Origin of the sequence: Komagataeibacter sp. FXV3 (genome assembly GCF_015155755.1) — a bacterium.
Taxonomy (GTDB): Bacteria; Pseudomonadota; Alphaproteobacteria; order Acetobacterales; family Acetobacteraceae; genus Komagataeibacter.
In genome coordinates, this window is record NZ_VWPI01000136.1 from 1 (window position 1) to 16,909 (window position 16,909).

Annotated in this window: 18 protein-coding genes and 4 pseudogenes; 19 read left to right on the forward strand and 3 right to left on the reverse strand. The window is 54.2% G+C overall.

The genetic code is table 11. The features are described from left to right. Positions 1 to 356: 356 nt before the first annotated feature. The 5 genes and pseudogenes from F1542_RS12480 to tnpC all read left to right on the forward strand — a co-directional run bounded on the left by F1542_RS12480 (position 357) and on the right by tnpC (position 5,102). Entirely contained in the window at positions 357 to 2,315 is a 1,959-nt protein-coding gene (locus tag F1542_RS12480; RefSeq protein WP_193733331.1) for a DUF262 domain-containing protein, read from the forward strand. A 118-nt stretch (positions 2,316 to 2,433) separates the two neighbouring features. Continuing rightward, positions 2,434 to 2,661, forward strand: a pseudogene (locus F1542_RS12485) (transposase); the annotation flags it as partial. 53 nt (positions 2,662 to 2,714) lie between these two features. Further along, positions 2,715 to 3,131, forward strand: a complete 417-nt coding sequence (gene tnpA / locus F1542_RS12490) for an IS66-like element accessory protein TnpA (RefSeq protein ID WP_007396039.1) — start codon at positions 2,715 to 2,717, stop codon at positions 3,129 to 3,131. Then, the gene (gene tnpB / locus F1542_RS12495) at positions 3,128 to 3,475 is read left to right on the forward strand and encodes an IS66 family insertion sequence element accessory protein TnpB (protein WP_193733332.1); all 348 of its coding nucleotides are present in this window, start codon (positions 3,128 to 3,130) and stop codon (positions 3,473 to 3,475) included. Before tnpA ends, tnpB begins: the two co-directional genes overlap by 4 nt. A 49-nt stretch (positions 3,476 to 3,524) precedes the next feature. Beyond that, a pseudogene (gene tnpC, locus F1542_RS12500) lies at positions 3,525 to 5,102 on the forward strand (IS66 family transposase). Positions 5,103 to 5,170: 68 nt separating this feature from the next. On the opposite strand, the pseudogene F1542_RS12505 reads toward tnpC, so the two are convergent. Continuing rightward, positions 5,171 to 5,705 (reverse strand): annotated as a pseudogene (locus tag F1542_RS12505) (helicase-related protein); the annotation flags it as partial. A 238-nt stretch (positions 5,706 to 5,943) separates the two neighbouring features. On the opposite strand from F1542_RS12505, the gene F1542_RS12510 reads away from it, so the two are divergent. The 14 genes and pseudogenes from F1542_RS12510 (at position 5,944) to F1542_RS12575 (ending at position 13,817) form a co-directional block, all read left to right on the forward strand. Beyond that, positions 5,944 to 6,240 (forward strand): WGR domain-containing protein, encoded by a 297-nt coding sequence (locus F1542_RS12510; protein WP_227672716.1) that lies wholly within the window; start codon positions 5,944 to 5,946, stop codon positions 6,238 to 6,240. A gap of 53 nt (positions 6,241 to 6,293) precedes the next feature. Continuing rightward, positions 6,294 to 6,872 (forward strand): site-specific integrase, encoded by a 579-nt coding sequence (locus F1542_RS12515; RefSeq protein ID WP_227672717.1) that lies wholly within the window; start codon positions 6,294 to 6,296, stop codon positions 6,870 to 6,872. Positions 6,873 to 6,960: 88 nt separating this feature from the next. Then, positions 6,961 to 7,215 carry a ribbon-helix-helix domain-containing protein gene (locus tag F1542_RS12520; RefSeq protein WP_010512657.1) on the forward strand — a complete coding sequence of 85 codons (255 nt, stop codon included), beginning with the start codon at positions 6,961 to 6,963 and terminating at the stop codon, positions 7,213 to 7,215. A 3-nt stretch (positions 7,216 to 7,218) separates the two neighbouring features. Next, entirely contained in the window at positions 7,219 to 7,638 is a 420-nt protein-coding gene (locus F1542_RS12525; RefSeq protein WP_193733335.1) for a putative toxin-antitoxin system toxin component, PIN family, read from the forward strand. Positions 7,639 to 7,793: 155 nt separating this feature from the next. Beyond that, positions 7,794 to 8,447: a ParA family protein gene (locus F1542_RS12530; protein WP_062247395.1), complete on the forward strand. Its 654-nt coding sequence runs from the start codon at positions 7,794 to 7,796 to the stop codon at positions 8,445 to 8,447. A 313-nt stretch (positions 8,448 to 8,760) separates the two neighbouring features. Beyond that, a complete protein-coding gene (locus F1542_RS12535; protein WP_112209711.1) occupies positions 8,761 to 9,711 on the forward strand; it encodes a replication initiator protein A in 951 nt (316 codons plus the stop codon). Between the two features lie 783 nt (positions 9,712 to 10,494). Beyond that, entirely contained in the window at positions 10,495 to 10,668 is a 174-nt protein-coding gene (locus F1542_RS12540; protein WP_193733336.1) for a DUF4160 domain-containing protein, read from the forward strand. Next, a pseudogene (locus F1542_RS12545) lies at positions 10,658 to 11,079 on the forward strand (DUF2442 domain-containing protein). The gene F1542_RS12540 and the pseudogene F1542_RS12545 overlap by 11 nt, the downstream one beginning before the upstream one ends. A gap of 211 nt (positions 11,080 to 11,290) precedes the next feature. Next, a protein-coding gene (locus F1542_RS12550) for an IS5 family transposase (protein ID WP_193733338.1) occupies positions 11,291 to 12,042 on the forward strand; the annotation gives its coding sequence in 2 pieces (ribosomal slippage) (positions 11,291 to 11,621 and positions 11,621 to 12,042; 753 coding nt in all). A 71-nt stretch (positions 12,043 to 12,113) separates the two neighbouring features. Then, entirely contained in the window at positions 12,114 to 12,332 is a 219-nt protein-coding gene (locus F1542_RS12555) for an antitoxin MazE family protein (RefSeq protein ID WP_193733339.1), read from the forward strand. Further along, positions 12,329 to 12,652 (forward strand): type II toxin-antitoxin system PemK/MazF family toxin, encoded by a 324-nt coding sequence (locus F1542_RS12560; protein WP_010511269.1) that lies wholly within the window; start codon positions 12,329 to 12,331, stop codon positions 12,650 to 12,652. Before F1542_RS12555 ends, F1542_RS12560 begins: the two co-directional genes overlap by 4 nt. 255 nt (positions 12,653 to 12,907) lie before the next feature. Further along, positions 12,908 to 13,237 (forward strand): type II toxin-antitoxin system HicA family toxin, encoded by a 330-nt coding sequence (locus tag F1542_RS17520; protein WP_193733349.1) that lies wholly within the window; start codon positions 12,908 to 12,910, stop codon positions 13,235 to 13,237. After that, positions 13,189 to 13,434, forward strand: a complete 246-nt coding sequence (locus F1542_RS12570) for a type II toxin-antitoxin system Phd/YefM family antitoxin (RefSeq protein WP_010511271.1) — start codon at positions 13,189 to 13,191, stop codon at positions 13,432 to 13,434. Before F1542_RS17520 ends, F1542_RS12570 begins: the two co-directional genes overlap by 49 nt. Beyond that, positions 13,431 to 13,817, forward strand: a complete 387-nt coding sequence (locus F1542_RS12575) for a type II toxin-antitoxin system VapC family toxin (RefSeq protein WP_029335811.1) — start codon at positions 13,431 to 13,433, stop codon at positions 13,815 to 13,817. Before F1542_RS12570 ends, F1542_RS12575 begins: the two co-directional genes overlap by 4 nt. 44 nt (positions 13,818 to 13,861) lie before the next feature. On the opposite strand, the gene F1542_RS12580 is transcribed toward F1542_RS12575, so the two are convergent. Further along, complete coding sequence (locus F1542_RS12580; protein WP_193733340.1) at positions 13,862 to 15,922, reverse strand: phospholipase D family protein; 2,061 nt, start codon at positions 15,920 to 15,922, stop codon at positions 13,862 to 13,864. 251 nt (positions 15,923 to 16,173) lie between these two features. Continuing rightward, the gene (locus F1542_RS12585; RefSeq protein WP_010511274.1) at positions 16,174 to 16,698 is read right to left on the reverse strand and encodes a hypothetical protein; all 525 of its coding nucleotides are present in this window, start codon (positions 16,696 to 16,698) and stop codon (positions 16,174 to 16,176) included. Positions 16,699 to 16,909 lie beyond the last annotated feature (211 nt).

Sequence of the window (16,909 nt, forward strand, 5' to 3'; positions counted from 1 at the left end):
CACCGGATCAGGTCGCTAGACAAGGGTCTCGGGGGCATGCCCCCGAGACCCTTGCTATTCCATCAACTCCAAGCCATGAAAAACGGGAACTCTCCTTTTGAGTGGATACAAAAAGGGGGGCACGTCACAATGAGCCGAACTTCAGATTCAGGTGACTAGTAGGTCCTAGAGCCACTGGCGACTGGGATTCATCCGATTATCGTTTCCTCGTAACCTTGCCCATAAAACCAGTCCTCTTTCTGGTCAAATTATAGCTTTAATCACCTGTCCGAAAATTGGGGACCACTTCTGTCTGTTGTCAAAGATATTTTTATGTTTGAATGCGATATAAATCACTAAATTAGGATAATATAAAAATGGAATCATCTCTTTTAAGTATATCAAAAATATTTTCAGACAGATTATTTAGAATACCAGATTATCAAAGAGGGTATTCGTGGTCTAATAAACAGTTAAATGATTTTTGGAGTGATTTAGAAAAATTGCAGGAAGGAAAAAACCATTATACGGGTGTATTAACATTGGAATCTGTATCAAGAAATATTTATGATAGATGGGATGATGATAAATGGATAATAGAATCCAAAAGGTATGAACCATTTTTTATAGTTGATGGTCAGCAGAGGATGACTACAATAATAATATTAATACAAACTATTATTGAATATATGAAAAATGACACTAAAATAAATTATACAGAAAAGAAAGATATTCAAAGAAAATTCATTTTTGATTCAAAAAATGAAGGAATATCACGATCTTATATTTTTGGATATGAAAGAGATAATCCAAGCTATAATTTTCTTAAGAAAGAAATTTTTTTAGAAAATATTGATGATAACCTTGAAGAAACTATATACGCACAAAACTTAAAAACAGCAAAAGATTTTTTCACAGCAAAAATATCGAATATAAGTAATTCAGAGGTAGAAAAAATTTATACAAAAATAACACAAGGGTTTTTGTTTAATATATTTACTATATCTAATGATATTGATGTTTGTATAGCATTTGAAACCATGAATAATAGAGGAAAGCCATTATCTCACTTAGAATTGTTAAAAAACAGATTGATATATGTTTCAACCCAACTTAATTCTAACAATACTGAAAAAGATAAGCTGAGAAGAAATATAAATTCATGCTGGAAATCAGTGTATCATAATTTAGGTAAGAATAAAAACAATCCGTTATCCGACGACCTTTTCTTAATGACTCATTGCGAAATTTATTTTTATGAAACTCTAAATGGTAGTGATAAGCTATACAGGTTTTCTCTTGGTGGTGAGGTGGAGAGTTACTCTGAATTTTTACTAAATAATATTTTCAATCAAAAAAACATATCACCTATTAGTTTAAAAAAAGGATCATTTAGAATAAGCTTGAATTCTGTAAATGACTATGTTCAATCAATGAAAGATGTAGTTGAAATATGGTATGATATATTAAATCCAGCTCTTTCTAAATATGACGATAGCATAAAGATATCGCTAATTAGGTTAAATCATATTGGGATGGAAAGATTTTTTGCATCAGTTCTTGTTTTTATGAAATACATGGAAAACGATGAATATATATCTAAAGTGATGAGTGAAATGGAGCGTGTAATATTTATATTGTCTATAATTAAATATAGATATGCTGTTATGAGTAATAATTCTGTACGTAAAGGATTTTTAGATATAGCGATGGAATTAAAAAATGGTAAATTAAAAGAAGAAGATATTAGTGTAAAAATAAGAAAAATATCCTCAGATTTATCGTCAAACGGGGATTTTTCTAAATCATTGCCGGAGTCATTAAGGTGGTCTGGAGGGTTTTATAATTGGGATACAGTTAGGTATGTTTTGTTTGAGTACGAAATGTATTTAAAGTCTCAGACTAGAAACTCTCGAGAAAAAATATCATGGGAAGAATTTAAAAACCCAGAATCTGATTTCATATCGGTTGAGCATATTTACCCACAACAAGCCAGAAACATATATTGGACATCAAGGTTTGGAAAATATACTCAAAAACAGAAGGAGGCTTTGAGGAATTCTATAGGTAATTTACTGCCATTATCTAAATCAAAAAACTCTTCTTTGTCTAACAAACCGTTTCTTGATAAGGCCAGAGGGGATGATGGTAAATATGTGTCTTACCAATATGGATCATATTCTGAGATAGAAGTTTCAAAAGAAGACGAGTGGACTGCACAAAAAATAGTAGAAAGAGGAATGAGAATAATTAATTTCATGGAAAAAAGATGGGACTTAAATTTTGGAACAGATTTACAAAAAAAGAAAATACTAGGTGTTGATTTTGTAAAATAAAAAATTCAAATTTATAATTTTTATTTACACATTACACTTTTTATAAAGTGTATGGGCGCTATGATCTTTTAGGTATTGAATAACAGAACGGACTGCATAGCCATTTATGATGAGCATGATGCAGTCTGTCTTTTCCGATACCGCATGGTCTGTCTGGGAGCCTTTGATCGAGGAAGTCAGCTCGAAAGGTAAGACACCGCCAAAGAACCTACGGCGAATGATATCCGCGATTTTCTGGCGTCATCAGAACGGCGCGAAATGGCGCGACATACCAGATGAGTTCGGTTCCTGGTGGATTGCCGCACAACTGTTCATTCGCTTGTCGAAGCTAGGTGTGTGGCGTAAGCATCCGGTAGAAGCCGCCTTGTAGGCTGATAGGACCGGATATCTCTTCTGTGCATGGACGATTTTATCGAGAATGAACACGAGACGGTCGCAGCGAATGTCGCAGCGACTGCCCGGAGAAACCATGCAGCAATCGAGATTGTGGGGGAACGCCGCCGGGCCTATACGCCGGCCTTTCGCTCCCGGGTTGTAAAAGCCTCGTTTGAAAGCGGGCTCTCCATTCGTGAAGTGGCCCGCCAGCATGGGATCCATGTCAGTCTTCTCTATCGCTGGCGGCAGGAATGCCGTCGGCGCAGCAGACGGCCCGAAGATGGACCCCTTGTGCCTGTCAGACTGGCAGAACCGGTTGCGCAGGAAGGTCAGGCGCCAGGCCAGATGGAAATTACATTCCGCGATGGCAGCATCCTGCGTTTTGGTCACGATGTTCCACCCGAGAGGGTTGAACGCCTGATCATGCTGCTGCGGCGATGATCCCGGTTCCATCGGGCGTTCGGGTGTGGCTGGCGACGGGAACGACCGATATGCGCCTTGGCATGCCGGGCCTGGCACTGCGGGTGCAGGAGGCACTGGGTCGTAATCCGCATGCTGGTGATCTCTATGTGTTCCGGGGGCGACGCGGGGATCTGATCAAGGTTCTCTGGCACGACGGGCTGGGCATGTCGCTCTACGCCAAACGGCTGGAACGCGGCCGGTTCATCTGGCCGTCACCGGCGGATGGTGTGGTGGCTCTTTCCGCTGCCCAACTCGGCTACCTGCTGGAAGGGATCGGCTGGAGGCACCCGCAACGCACATGGCGGCCGGAACTGGCAGGCTGAACGCATTTTTCGGTACACAGCAGGGCCGATCCATGCTGTCATGGGCAGTATGGAGACCGGGATATCGGAGATCGATCGCCTGCGGGCGGCTCTGGCAGCGTCCGAGGTGGCCCGTCAGGAGGCTGAACGGCGCGCAACGGGTGCCGAGGCGATGGTCGCGCATCTGAAATTGCTGATCGCAAAGATGCGGCAGGATCGCTTCGGTGCGTCCTCTGAGCGCGGCCGACGCCCGCTTGAGCAGTTGGAACTCGAACTCGAGGATCTGGAAATGGCGATCGCCGAAGACGATCCCGCCAACGCGCCAGAGACCATGGCCAGGGCATCGGAAACGGATGTTGAGCGGCAGCGCCCGGCGCACCAGCCATTCCCTGCGGCTCTGCCGCGTGAAAGGGGCGTTATCCCAGCCCCTGTGCAGTGCCCATGCTGTGCCTCATCCCGTCTGGCAAAACTGGGCGAGAGCATGACCGAGACGCTGGAAGTCGTCCCCAGACAATTCAGGGTAATCCAGACGGTGCGAAAGAAATTCTCCTGCAGGGGCTGCGAGAGCATCACGCAGTCACCCGCCCCCTTCCATCCGATCGCCCGGGGCCCCGCCGGGCCATGACTGCTGTCGACGATCCTGACCGGCAAGTTTGCCGATCACCTGCCGCTGAACCGCCAGAGCGCGGCCTTTGCCCGCGAAGGGATCGATCTCGACACCTCCACGCTGGCTGACTGGGTGGGTGCCAGCACCGCCGCCTTGGCGCCGCTGATCGCGCAGATCCGCGCCCATGTGCTGGCGGCACAACGGCTGCATGGCGACGACACCACCGTACCAGTGCTGGCGAAAAGCCGCACCGTGACCGGGCGATTGTGGACCGATGTCCGCGATGACCGGCCATGCGGCGGCCCCGCACCGCCTGCGGCCTGGTTCCGCTACTTCCGTGACCGCAAGGGCGAACATCCCATGGAGCATCTCGCCGACCGGAGCGGTATCCTGCAATCCGACGCCTATGGCGGCTACAACCGGCTGTTCGACGCCGACCGCAAACCGGCACCGGTCATGCCGGCGGGCTGCTGGGCGCATGCCCGACGCGGCCTGTTCAGGCTGGCCGAACTCGGCCGCGCACCTCTTGCCGTGGAGGCCGTGCGCAGGATCGACGCAATCTTTGAGGCTGAGCGCGCCATCAATGGCGCAACGTCGGCGCAGCGTCTCGCTGTGCGACAAGAAAGCATCGCTCCCATGGTCGACGGCCTGCTCGCCTGGATGCGCGAAAGTTGCGCCCGCCTGTCGAAGAAGACCCCCGTTGCCACAGCCATGGCCTATATCCTGCGCAGGCCAGAGAGTTTTACCCGGTTCCTCTCCGACGGACGGATCTGCCTGACCAACAATGCCGCTGAACGCGCGCTGCGCGGCATCGCCCTTGGCAGGAAAGCCTGGCTGTTCGCCGGTTCCGATCGGGGCGGCCAGCGCGCGGCCGATATGTATTCCCTCATCGTCACCGCAAAGCTCAACGACGTCGATCCCCAGGCCTGGCTCGCCGACGTTCTCGCCCGGATCAACGACCAGCCCGTCTCACGCCTGCACGAACTGCTCCCCTGGAACTGGAAAAACACCCGTCACGCCAATCATACACAGGCGGCCTGACGCATGCCTGTGGTCCTCGCCGGATGCTTACTGTGTGGCAGCGCCTTTTATAAAAGGTCAAACTCATCGTTGCCGGGGTGGCCAGTAGTGCTGTCGTCGTCGGGTGGCGATACGGGATCGTCTTCGCCCGGCTCATAAATCTGCACCGGCTCGCCGTCGAAATCCGGGTCAGAGAAGTGATTGGTCACACCGCGAAAATCCATGAGGGTGGGGAAGAACTTGCGAGTATCCTCATGCACGCGGATGCCTCGCCCGACGATCTGCTTAAACTCGCTCATCGAGCCAATATCGTGGTCCAGCACGATCAAGCGGCAGGTCTGGGTATCAACGCCTGTGGAGAGCAGCCCCGATGTTGTGACCAGCACCGGATAGCGGCTTTCCGGGTCGATGAAGTTGCCAAGCTGTGCCTGGCCTTCGGGGTCGTTGCCCGTGATCCGTATGACGTAGCGCGAATTCTCCGCTACGAGATCCGCGTTCTCGTTTATGAGGGCCTGCCGCATGTTCGCGGTCGATACAGAAGACGATTGTCTTCTGATAGCGGTCACCGCCCTCTTTCAGAAATTCGGTGACTTTGCGCGCGACGAGCTTGGTGCGCTCGTCCATGGAATGCGAAGCCATCGCCATTCGACGCAAACACGAAGGGGATGTCGAGGGTTCCCCCCAAAGTTGTCGGCTCTATTGGATTGAGAGTGATAACGTCGCAAGGGGTGGCAGACCCATGACCTGTTACACTATGGGTAATAGTGTAACAGGCCGGGCCTGAAACCGGCCGGCCTGTCCCGCGATTGCGGCGGTTTTCCTGTCCGGGTCGGGCGACATGTGTTACACTTTTCGGGACATCATGCCCAGACCTGCCCCGAAGGCCCCTGTCCGGCCGCCTTGCCAGTTATCGCTGTTCCCCGAAACGGCGGCGCTGGTGCGCGTGGACCCGGCCATCAACTGCTGGCGCTTCTACCATCTGTCGCTGCAGCCCGACCTGTTCGGCGGCACCGCCCTGGTGCGGCAGTGGGGGCGGATCGGGACGGCTGGCCGGCAGGTCTGCGAACTGCATCATGATGCCGGGCAGGCGCTCGACGCCCTTGCCCGCCAGCTCCGGGCCAAGCGCCGGCGGGGCTACCGCGACAGGGCAGCCGGATGAGCAGCACCCGAAAACCGGGACAGCGGGCGACCCCGGCAGGCGCCCCCGGCGGGATGCAGCTGTTCGACCGCGACGGGAGCCGCAAATACCTCACGGTCGCTGAGCGGGCGCGCTTCCTGCGCGCGGCCGAGCAGGCGCCGCGCGAGGCCCGCACGCTGTGCATGACCCTGGTCTGGTCGGGCTGCCGCCTGTCCGAAGCCCTTGCCCTGACGGCGGACCGGGTGGACTTGGCCGGCGGCGTGCTGGTGTTCGCCACGCTCAAGAAGCGCCAGGACGGGATCTATCGCGCCGTGCCGGTGCCCCCCGCCCTGCTCGAGGCCCTGGACCTGGTGCATGGCATCCGCGAGGCCCAGCGCCGGCGGGGCCGTGGAGCGACCGTCCGGCTGTGGCCCTGGTCCCGCATGACCGGCTGGCGGGCGGTACACGCGGTCATGGACGCCGCCGGCCTGGCCGGCCCGGCCGCGTCCCCCAAGGGCCTGCGCCATGCCTTCGGCGTCGCCGCCGTCTCCAGCGGCATCCCCCTCAACATGGTGCAGAAATGGCTCGGTCACGCCCAGCTCTCCACCACCGCCATCTACGCCGATGCCGTCGGCGCCGAGGAGCAGGATATCGCACGGAAAATGTGGGGGTAATGCATTTTGTGAAGATGAAATCGGATTGCACAGATATATATAGGCGCTTATCATGATAAGCGTATAAGATCTTATATGGAGATATGATATGTCTACTGATATGACTCGTTGGACGGTTTCAATCTCCCGCGAAACCGACATCACCGTACGTAGTTTCCTGGCGCAGCGCGGCATGAAGAAAGGCGACCTGTCTCGCTTCATCGAGGAGGCGGTGCGCTGGCGTGTGTTCGACAGGACAATGGCGGAAGCCCGGAGTGGGTTCGCAGATATGGAGCCGGACGCCCTAGAGGACCTGATCGGCGAGGCCGTGACCGCTACGCGGGCAACGGACAGGGCCAGCTAAGGCGTGCGTCTAGTCATCGATACCAATCTTCTCATCAGTGCCTTGCTTTCTGAAAAATCCCTGCCAGCGCATCTGCTCAGGCTATGGCGGGCAGGACAATTCGATCTGCTGACTTCTACCGAGCAGCTAGATGAGTTGCGGCGCGTGACACGGTATCCTAAGATCCGTTCCCGTCTGCCGCCCACCCTCGCCGGCCGTCTGGTCAATGAAGTCCGGGATTTAGCTGTTCTCATTGTAAATCTTCCTGCTGTGGCAGCTTCTCCGGATCCGGATGACGATTATCTTTTGGCGTTGGCATCCGCTGGGAAAGCCGATTTTTTGTTAACGGGCGACAAGCGCGATATTCTGGACCTGCGGGTTTATGATGGTGTGAAGATCATCACAGTAAGAGCATTTCTGGTCATGCAGGGGATCATGCCGTGAGTGTGGCTAATGGTTCTATCCCAGCAGAAGCCGAGTGCATTAGGATGCGATATAAATTCTAAGCGAATATGCAACTAAGCGACTATGCGATTAAAGTTGTTTGCTACTAAACGAATAAGCTATATGAAAAGCATAGTCGCTTAGTAGGAGACATCATGCAGACTTGGGCCGTGATTGCGCAGAAAGGTGGGCAGTCGAAAACGACGATTGCAACGGCTTTTGCTGTCGAAGCCGCCAGTGAAGGCGCAGCGGTTGTGATTCTTGATGCTGACGATCGGCAAGGATCAGCTCTCTATTGGTCTGAGAGACGAGAGGCTGATGACGTAATGGTGAAAGATAGCAGTGTTGCAGGATTGCCTTTGCATGTTTCGCGAGGACGTAAGAGTGGAAAGCTGGATCTCATCATCATTGATACGCCAGCAAACTCAAAAGACATTGCTATGTTGGCGGCAGAACAAGCTGACTTCGTAGTGATCCCAGTCGCTCCGCGTGGGTTGGATGTTCATTCTGTGCTGCAAACCATAAAGCAGGTTCAGCAAGCAGGAACACCTTTTGCTGTGATTCTTACCCAGGTTCCTTACCAAGGTTCAGAAGGGAAAGATGCTCGAGCGGGCTTCATCGCTAAAGGCGTCACTATGTTCGATACAGAACTTCATTTTCGTAAGGATTTTTATAGAGCAACACCGATTGGGAAAACCGCTGCCGAATTGGATCCAGATGGTAAGGCCGCAGCTGAACTACGCTCTGCTTATGCTGAGGCTAAGCGACTAAGCGGTTATGCGAATAAACCACTAAGCGAGATAGTATGATGGTGAAACCCAAGAAAGCATCGGCATTAGCCGGCATTTTTGAGGAAGAAAGTGCCCCTGTATCTCCGACGGTTGTAGCGGAAAATGTGCCTAAAGAGGCTACTACCCGATCACCTCTTGATGGGAACGCACCTTCGCCACGCAAGAAAAATAGTCATCCTGGCAAAAAACCGGTTTTGATCCATATCCCAGAGGATATGCACCGTACACTCCGTCAGCTGAGTGTAGAGGAAGGTGGAGAACCTTTGACGGTTATTACCGAGCGTTTATTGCGCCAATATCTAGTGCAGCGAGGACACACTAGGTTTGCACCATGAGTAAACGGCGTGATCCGAACCCCGAGTTCGACTTTTTTATTCCGTTAATGAATGATCTTCCGTTGAAAGATCAGCGGGAAGTGATGGAGCGGCCATTTTTCTCACTTCAGAAACGTAAACGTCTTAAGCCAATTGAATATCGCAGTCCAAATGGCGAAGCATGGGTGAAAGTTGAAGCCATGCCAGCTTATGGCATGGCGACAATATGGGATGCCGACATTCTTGTGTGGGCTGCTTCCGTATTAAATCGGATGAAAGAGCAGGGGATCAATGATCTTCCGCGAACGCTTACAACAACAACCTATGATTTGTTGCGCGGCATTCGACGGGGAACAGGGGGACGTGCTTATCAGGAATTGCAAGCTGCTCTTTCGCGTCTAGAAACAACATCCATCCGTACATCATTACGGGCACCTAAGCGCCGTAATGAGGCTCAGTTTGGATGGTTGGATGGATGGACGCTGGAAGTAGATCCAGACACAGATCAGCCGCGTGGAATGACGATCACCCTATCAAACTGGGTTTATGAAGGCATTGTAAGTGAGCGATCCTTGCTGACAATGCATCAGGATTATTTTCTTTTATCTGGTGGATTAGAGCGGGCCCTCTATCGGATCGCACGTAAACATGCTGGTCAGCAGAGAGGTGGGTGGATATGCCGTGTCGAGGTGCTGCATGAAAAAACAGGTAGCGATGCGCAGCCTAAAGAATTTAATCGTATGCTGCGGAAGATCATCGAAGCAGACCAACTTCCGGATTACACCATGTCGTTGACTCAGACTGTTGAAGGCACACCGGCAGTGATGTTTCAGTTGCGAGGTATTGAGGCAGCGACTGAGCTGCATAGGAAGCTCGAAAAAGAAAGAGAGCGCGTAGAAGCAGATCGTCGGCGTGCTGAAGAGGTGGATGGGTTGATGGATCGTTTGTCACGAGGGCGGCCTCGTTAAACTATCGTGGTTTCACCCACCCAATGAGTTCTCTCTGTAGTCAAAATGAGAGTTACTACGACTCGAAACCACTCAAGCTATAGGGAATGTTGCGTTTTCCTGTGGATAAGTATGGTCAACTGTCGTGGTTTCACCCACCCAAGCATCGTGGTTTCACCCACCCAAGCATCGTGGTTTCACCCACCCAAACACGTGGTTTCACCCACCGCCCGTAACCGTAACAGACTGTTATCAATCGTGTTTTCATAGGTTTTTTAGTGCTTAACTCTTTTAACTATATATTTTAACAAAATTCTTAACAAAAAAGCACCGCCTCTTGGGGGCTCCGCCCCCGCCGACTCGCGGCCTACGGCCGCCCCGATCGCGCTATGCGCGATCTCCCACCCGGCATCCCCCTGCTCGCCCTTTCAGGGCTGCGCTAAACGGACACGCCTACGGCGCGAAATCATAATCTGACGATGCGTTCCCGCATCGTCTCACCACCAGCACCTTTCTCTCCCGCGTCGGCGCCTTCGGCGCCCTACGGGGCTCCCGCTCCGCGCTCGCCCGACGCCTACAACACCAGAAGAACCGGGCAAGACCGTAATCTGCTCAAGACGCGCCGGTGTTCAGGCGATCATTCAGCAGCTCACGTGTCGCAGCATGCCCACCAGACGCCACAGGATGGCCGTACAGGCGTTATTGTGTGTGGTGGCTAGTTGGTGTGGGCGATAACGGGAATTTCGCTTTGTGCGGCCTCCCTGGGTGCTCTGCGGGCCTTGTCGGGGATTGATAGGCTGGCCAATGCATGTTCACGTCATAAGCGCGGATGGGGAAGCGGTGATTGAAATTGACAGGAAAGCCCGACTGATACGGGCAGGTGGCATGAAAGATAAGGTCATACAGGAAGCCCTTGTCATCGTACAGGACCACGCTGAGATGCTGGCTGAAGCATGGAAAAAGATACATGGCGAATGACATGAACTATCAGGCCGCTCGTGAAACAGACGCACTTCATAGAGCGGCAATTCCTCATGCGGTCTCCGCACGGTTTATCCGTGCTCGCCGCGCCCTTCACGTCACGCTCTCCAACGGTGTTGAGATGAGCGTGCCTGTGGATCTGATACAAGATCTGCAGGACGCTTCTCTGAATGATCTGGCCGAGATCGAGATCACTCCGCTAGGTAATGGCCTTCACTGGCCCCGTCTCGACGCCGATGTTCTGGTCGAAGGTCTGATCCACGGTATCTACGGTTCCCGAAGCTGGATGGCAGCACAGATGGGACGCATAGGCGGATCGTCCGCCAGCCCGGCAAAGGCGGCGGCCGGAATGGTGCCAAGGGCGGTCGGTCGAAAAAGGTAGCGATAAGACACGGTAACGACCCATGAGCGCGAAGCATATGAAAACGGTCTCTGCTCAAGGCATTATGGGGTGTGGACGCCAGCATGCTCTCCCGGTTGAGTATGACTGCGCGGGACGTGCGCATTGGCGGCTTGGCGTGCAGATCGTGCGGTGCCCTCAAACAATGAGTTCCTGCTCAACCAGGGTCTGTTGGGAATTGTACTTTTTCAAAGTCACCAAATGTGATTCAAAATCCGTATGGATCGCTTCGTACTGACAGACGCCCAATGGGCGAAAATGGAACCGCTGTGCCTTGGCAAGAAAACGGATCGGGGGCGTAGCGGGCAGGACAACCGTCTTTTTATCGAGGCGGTCTTATGGATTGCCCGGACCGGCAGCCCATGGCGGGACCTTCCGACGTATTTCGGGCATTGGAACTCGGTCTATTCCCGCTACAGCGACTGGATGAAAGCCGGTGTTTTCAAACGGCTTTTTGAAGCTGTTTCTGACGAGGCCGACATGGAATATGCGATGATCGACGGCACGGTGGTCCGGGTTCACCGTCATGGTCAGGGCGCAAAAGGGGGACCCGAAGTCAGGCGATAGGACGCAGTGTGACGGGATGGTCCACCAAGATCATCGCCATGACGGACGCCCTGGGCAATCTGGTCCGCTTTACGCTTATCCCCGGCCAGCATTACGACACGGTCGGGGTGGCGCCGCTTCTCGAACCGGCTGATTTCGAGGGACTTCTTGCCGACAAGGCGTTCGATGTCCACTGGATCATGGACACCATACGCGCGCAAGGGGCCCGCGTGGTCATTCCCCAGCGTCGGAACCGCCTCGACAGGCGACCTTTCGATGGAGCCCTGTTCAAGGCGCGCCATCTCATCGAGAACTTCTTCTGCAAGCTCAAGGAGTTCAAGCGCATCGCCATGCGAAGCGACAAGACCGACAGATCATTCGCAGCAATGATTTATCTCACCGCCGCAATCATCAATTCGCGTTAATTCCCAACAGGCTCCAGAAACATTAAACCTGAGCGCTCATTGTGTGTTACATGTAACGGGGAGGATGCACCATGACCCCTGTTGCCATTCGCGTAAAGAAGCGTCGAGACACGCTCCGCAAGGCTGGACTGCGCCCTGTCCAAATCGGGGTTCCCGATACACGGGCAAAGGGGTTTGACGAGGAATGCCGCCGGCAGGCCATGCTGGTAGCCCTGGCTGACGCGCATGAGCCAGATATTGCCTCTTTCCTCGATGCCGCTGCCGCCGATCTGGATGGCTGGGAGGCATGAAGCGAGGCGACTTTGTAACCGTTGCCCTGCAGAGCGATCTCGGCAAACCCCAGCCTGCATTGGTGGTGCAGGCTGATCGGTTCGACATGACAGCTGCCGTGACCCTTCTGCCCCTCTCCAGCGCCCTTGTAGACGCTGCCCTGTTTCGCCTGACAATCCGACCCGATGAGCACAATGGGCTACGTAAGCCATCACAGGTCATGATCGACAAGCCAACCACTATCAACCGCGAAAAGGTTGGCCCGGCTTTCGGGATCGCCAGCGATACCCTCATGCTGTCTGTCAGTCGGGCGCTCGCCCTTTTCCTCGGACTGGCATAGGCCCATCCTTCCCCAGGGGCATTTGCAGGTTATGTTGTGGCGTCAATTGCTGCCTGAACCTTTGCCAGATCGGCTTTCAGGATCACAAGCACCTGATCGGCCGGGACAGCGGGTTTCGTGCTGGCCCGGGCCTGGCGAATTGCAACCCTTTTGGCAGCCAGTTCATTGGAAATGATCAGTCATGATCATGTCTCCATTGCCAGATATTGCTTCGACAGCAACCGCTGTCGCAGCAATAGACCTTCAGCGAGAGCTATGTCCCACATCATATGGTTTCTGCTGAACAGGGATGAGGTCGTGTGCTGGAAGCTGGATTGCGTGCACGGTTCATATAGCGTCTTCAAACATCCGTCGCGGCCAGGAATCGTGGTTGTTCCTCATCCCAGAAGGGATCTGGGCACCGGGTTGGTCGCCGCCATCCGCAAGCAGGCGGGCATAATGATACGACCATCGTTGATGAGATCGACAAAAGCTGTTTTCTTGCTCATTCAGCTTAACCTAACTAAGTTGATTTGGCTAAGCCAAAGGGGTGCCCCATGCGAACCGTTAATATCCATGAAGCCAAGACGCACCTGTCCCGGCTGATCGACGCTGCAATGAAAGGCGAGAGCTTTATCATCGCCAAGGCCGGTAAACCGGTTGTACGGGTGAGCCCTATCTCCGCTCCGGAACAACAGCACAAGCAACGCCTGGGCTTCCTTGCAGGCAGGATGCAGGTGCCGGACGATTTCGATCACATGGGACAGGACGAGATCGGTTCGCTGTTCGATGGGCAGGCATGAGGCTTCTGCTCGATACCCATCTGCTCCTCTGGGCGGCTGGAGAACCTGAGAAACTCTCCGCTGACGCCAGGGCTCTCATGGAAAATCCGGAGAACATGCTGGTGTTCAGTGCCGCCAGTCTGTGGGAAGTCACCATCAAGGCCGGGCTCGGCCGGGCAGACTTCCAGGTGGATCCGCACCTGTTGCGGCGCGGCCTCATCGAGAACGATTACGAGGAACTGCCTGTTACCAGCCAGCATGCCGTGGCGGTCGGACAACTTCCCGATGTCCATCGCGATCCCTTCGACCGTATCCTGGTCGCCCAGGCCACGGTGGAGGGCCTGCTCCTCCTGACCCATGATCCATTCGTGCAGGCTTATTCAGGTCCCATCATGACCGTCTGAGCGTTGAAACCGGATGATCGCGGATGGCACGCATCGTTGTTGGCTTATCCGGGTTTCTTCCAGGCTTTTACGACACGCCCCAGCAGGGAGGTATTGCGGACTGGTGAGAAGCCCAGTTCTTCTTCCATGGCCAGCAGGTCCAGCTTGACCGTATCCGCGATACGGCCCTTGAAGACGAATTCCGGCACGGATTTTTCGAATGCCACAGCCTGGCGAATGTCACCGCCAAAACGCACCCGCATGAAACGTTTGTCCCGTGACAGGATGATGTTTTCAGGGTGGCTTCCGATCATCTCGACAAGGATGCGCTGGAACTGGATGGCCCGCATTGCCTGATAGGTCCGGTACGAGAGCGGACAGGCCCAGTCGGGGCGGGGAGAGACGTGCTGCTCCAGCAGGGAAAGCAGGATGCGTGAGGAGATGGCGAAGGCATCCGGAATGGTCTTGCCCGCACCCTGATCCATCTCGATCCGCATGGCGCGGATCTGGGGGAGCATGAGGGTCAGATACTGGCGGTAAAGGGCGGTGCCGATCTCCTTTTGCAGGCGGCGGGGGCTTTCCGTCTGGAGCGCACGACTGTCGGGCAGGGAGGCATCGATATGGCAGGTCACCATCCGCTTGGTAAGATCGGCGGAAATGCTGGTGACATCCTTGTTGGTGGTCAGTACAATCGGGGCATAGCGTTCGGCCATGTCATGATCGGTACGGACCATGTCCGGCACGTATTTGCCCATCCGGTCAGGAGTGACATCGTCGATCAGCAATGGAATGGCTCCCAGCCCGAAGCGCAGGGCCAGCGCACGTTGTGCGGTAAAGTCCGATGAGCGGATGCTCTTGACGATCCCGAACATGGATTGTGCGATGATTCGCGTGAACAGGGTCTTGCCCCCGCTGGAGCGGCCATACAGCACGGCATAGGGAGGATAGAGCCACGGGTCGATATGGTTGATGACGGCTCCCTGCCGCAGGAAAGCGGCAAAAGGCGCCATATAGAGCCAGACCAGAAAAGCCCAGTAGGACGCCATGGCACTCTGGCTGTTGCCATAAAACGCCGCGAAACTGCTGATATAGGCGACCAGTATGCGCGCATCCCGCGCGACCTGCGCGGCTGGTATGGTCTCCTTTTCCGACAGCCATAACCGGTCATTCAGATGGACTTCGCCCGTCCGGACCGACAGGATCGCGTGTGGGATGTCATCTGCCGGACGATCCGGTGCGGGCAGGTTGTTGCGGGCATGCAGGAAGGTCGAGACCGTTCGGGGCGTGACAAGGGCTATGCCCTTGCGGTTCATGGGCAGGGGCACGGTTTCCAGTTCCTGCCGCAGGCGCTGAGCCATGCGCAGGGCCGTGGCGGAAAAGCCGTCCGGCATGGGGATGCCGCCCTGTTCGACATGCGCAAGCCCGGCCCGGATGGCCCGGACGATGGGCACGTCCTCGTAGGGGATCGGGTCCGTCGGGATATCCGCCTGACCTGTTTTCGCAGTGGGAGAAACGCCGATCAGGATTTCGTCTTCAATTGGCACGCTCTGTTTGTAATCGCGTTGGTAATAGTCTTCGAACACGTGCCATGCGGTTGGGTCATCAAAGGTGATGATCACTTCGTGCTGGCGGGCATGGAAGGCGGACAGGCTGAGATTGGCGGACCCCGTAACCACCCGGTGGCCATCGGAGCCGGACAGAAGGTAGAGCTTTTCATGACTGGGGCGGCCGGTCATTAGCCGGAAGCGCAGCGTGCCATTGTGCAGGCGCGGCAGGAAGAGGCTGCTGCGTGACCCGAGAAGCTGGCGCAAGCCTTCCACAAGGGATTTCTGGTCAGCCAGGCAGTCCCGGAACCCATAGGCTTCAAAAACCTGGCTGGCCTGGACAAGGGCCAGGTGGGTTTTGGTCAGGATATGCTCGGCGCCGAAGATGATTTCCATGTCTTCGAACTGTTCGGCAAGGTCGAGCAGGAATTCCAGAGAACTGGAAAAGGTAATGGCCCGAAGCGTGGAAAAACCTGCGAACACGTCCTGCCAGTTCTGCTGAGCATGCGCGTCCAGTCGGGCCTGAAAGACAGTCAGGGGCGCAGGCTGTCGTGAGGGCAGGTCTGAAAGCAGATCCGTCATGCGGGGCTCCGGCAGGCATGAAGGGGATGAGACCACCTACGATTGCGCGACTGAGGACCAGCGTGGGATCACGATAGGGAGAAATGTCATTTTTTCGGCGTCAGGTGATGCTTGTTGCCACACGGCGGTTGAGGGCGGTGGATACGTGAAGCATATGCCCATACAGAGTAGATTTCGATAGAACGGGAAAGAATGGAATTCGCATGAAAGGAAGCCATGCACAGGCTTCCTTTCATGCCGATCAGGTGACGCTATGTCTGAGGCCATGAAAAATCGGCATGGGCACCCATGGCCTGGAAAAACCATGCCGGGTCACGGTCCGGCATGCTCTCCTGCTGTTTCCTGAAAGCCGTCTTGTTCGTTCGAATGAAAAAATCATTGAGGTCTGCATCGATCAGTCCCTCATCCTGGAAAGCATGACAGATCTCCCGGGCATAAAGAACCGGGCAGACCACTAGAATATCGTCGTCATGTGTCACGGTCCGAAAGAGCGCCTGGAAGTCCCCGTTGCGGAACATGGTCAGTGTGACCTGTTGCTGGTGTCTGGTCAGGCGTGACAGGGACAGAAGATCGCTGATCGCGACCCAGGGTAGATCAGGTCGCCCGGACGGTGGCGCGAAGAAGCGCAGGGGCAGGTTCCTGAAGTCGGCCGCATGCAGGAAAGCAGGAGCGGGTTGAAGCATGGAATCTTTCTCACGATCATGCCGGCCAGAAGCAGCCGGATCGCGAAAGGCTGGATGACCGTCATGCGACCAGGCATAAAAAAACATCTCCATTCGAATTGTCTTCAGCAGCGGGATCCAAGCGGGTGGGGGCTTCCCAAGGAGCACTTATTAATGGCCCCTTTTTCATGCTGCCCGCACCAACGGTGCAATGGTGTATGAGAGCGCGAAATCCAAGGGGGACACTGGAGGGACTGCTAGAGGGACCGTTACGGGGGTAGACGTGGGGACAGAACGGGGACTGTGCGGGAACAGTTGGACTCTA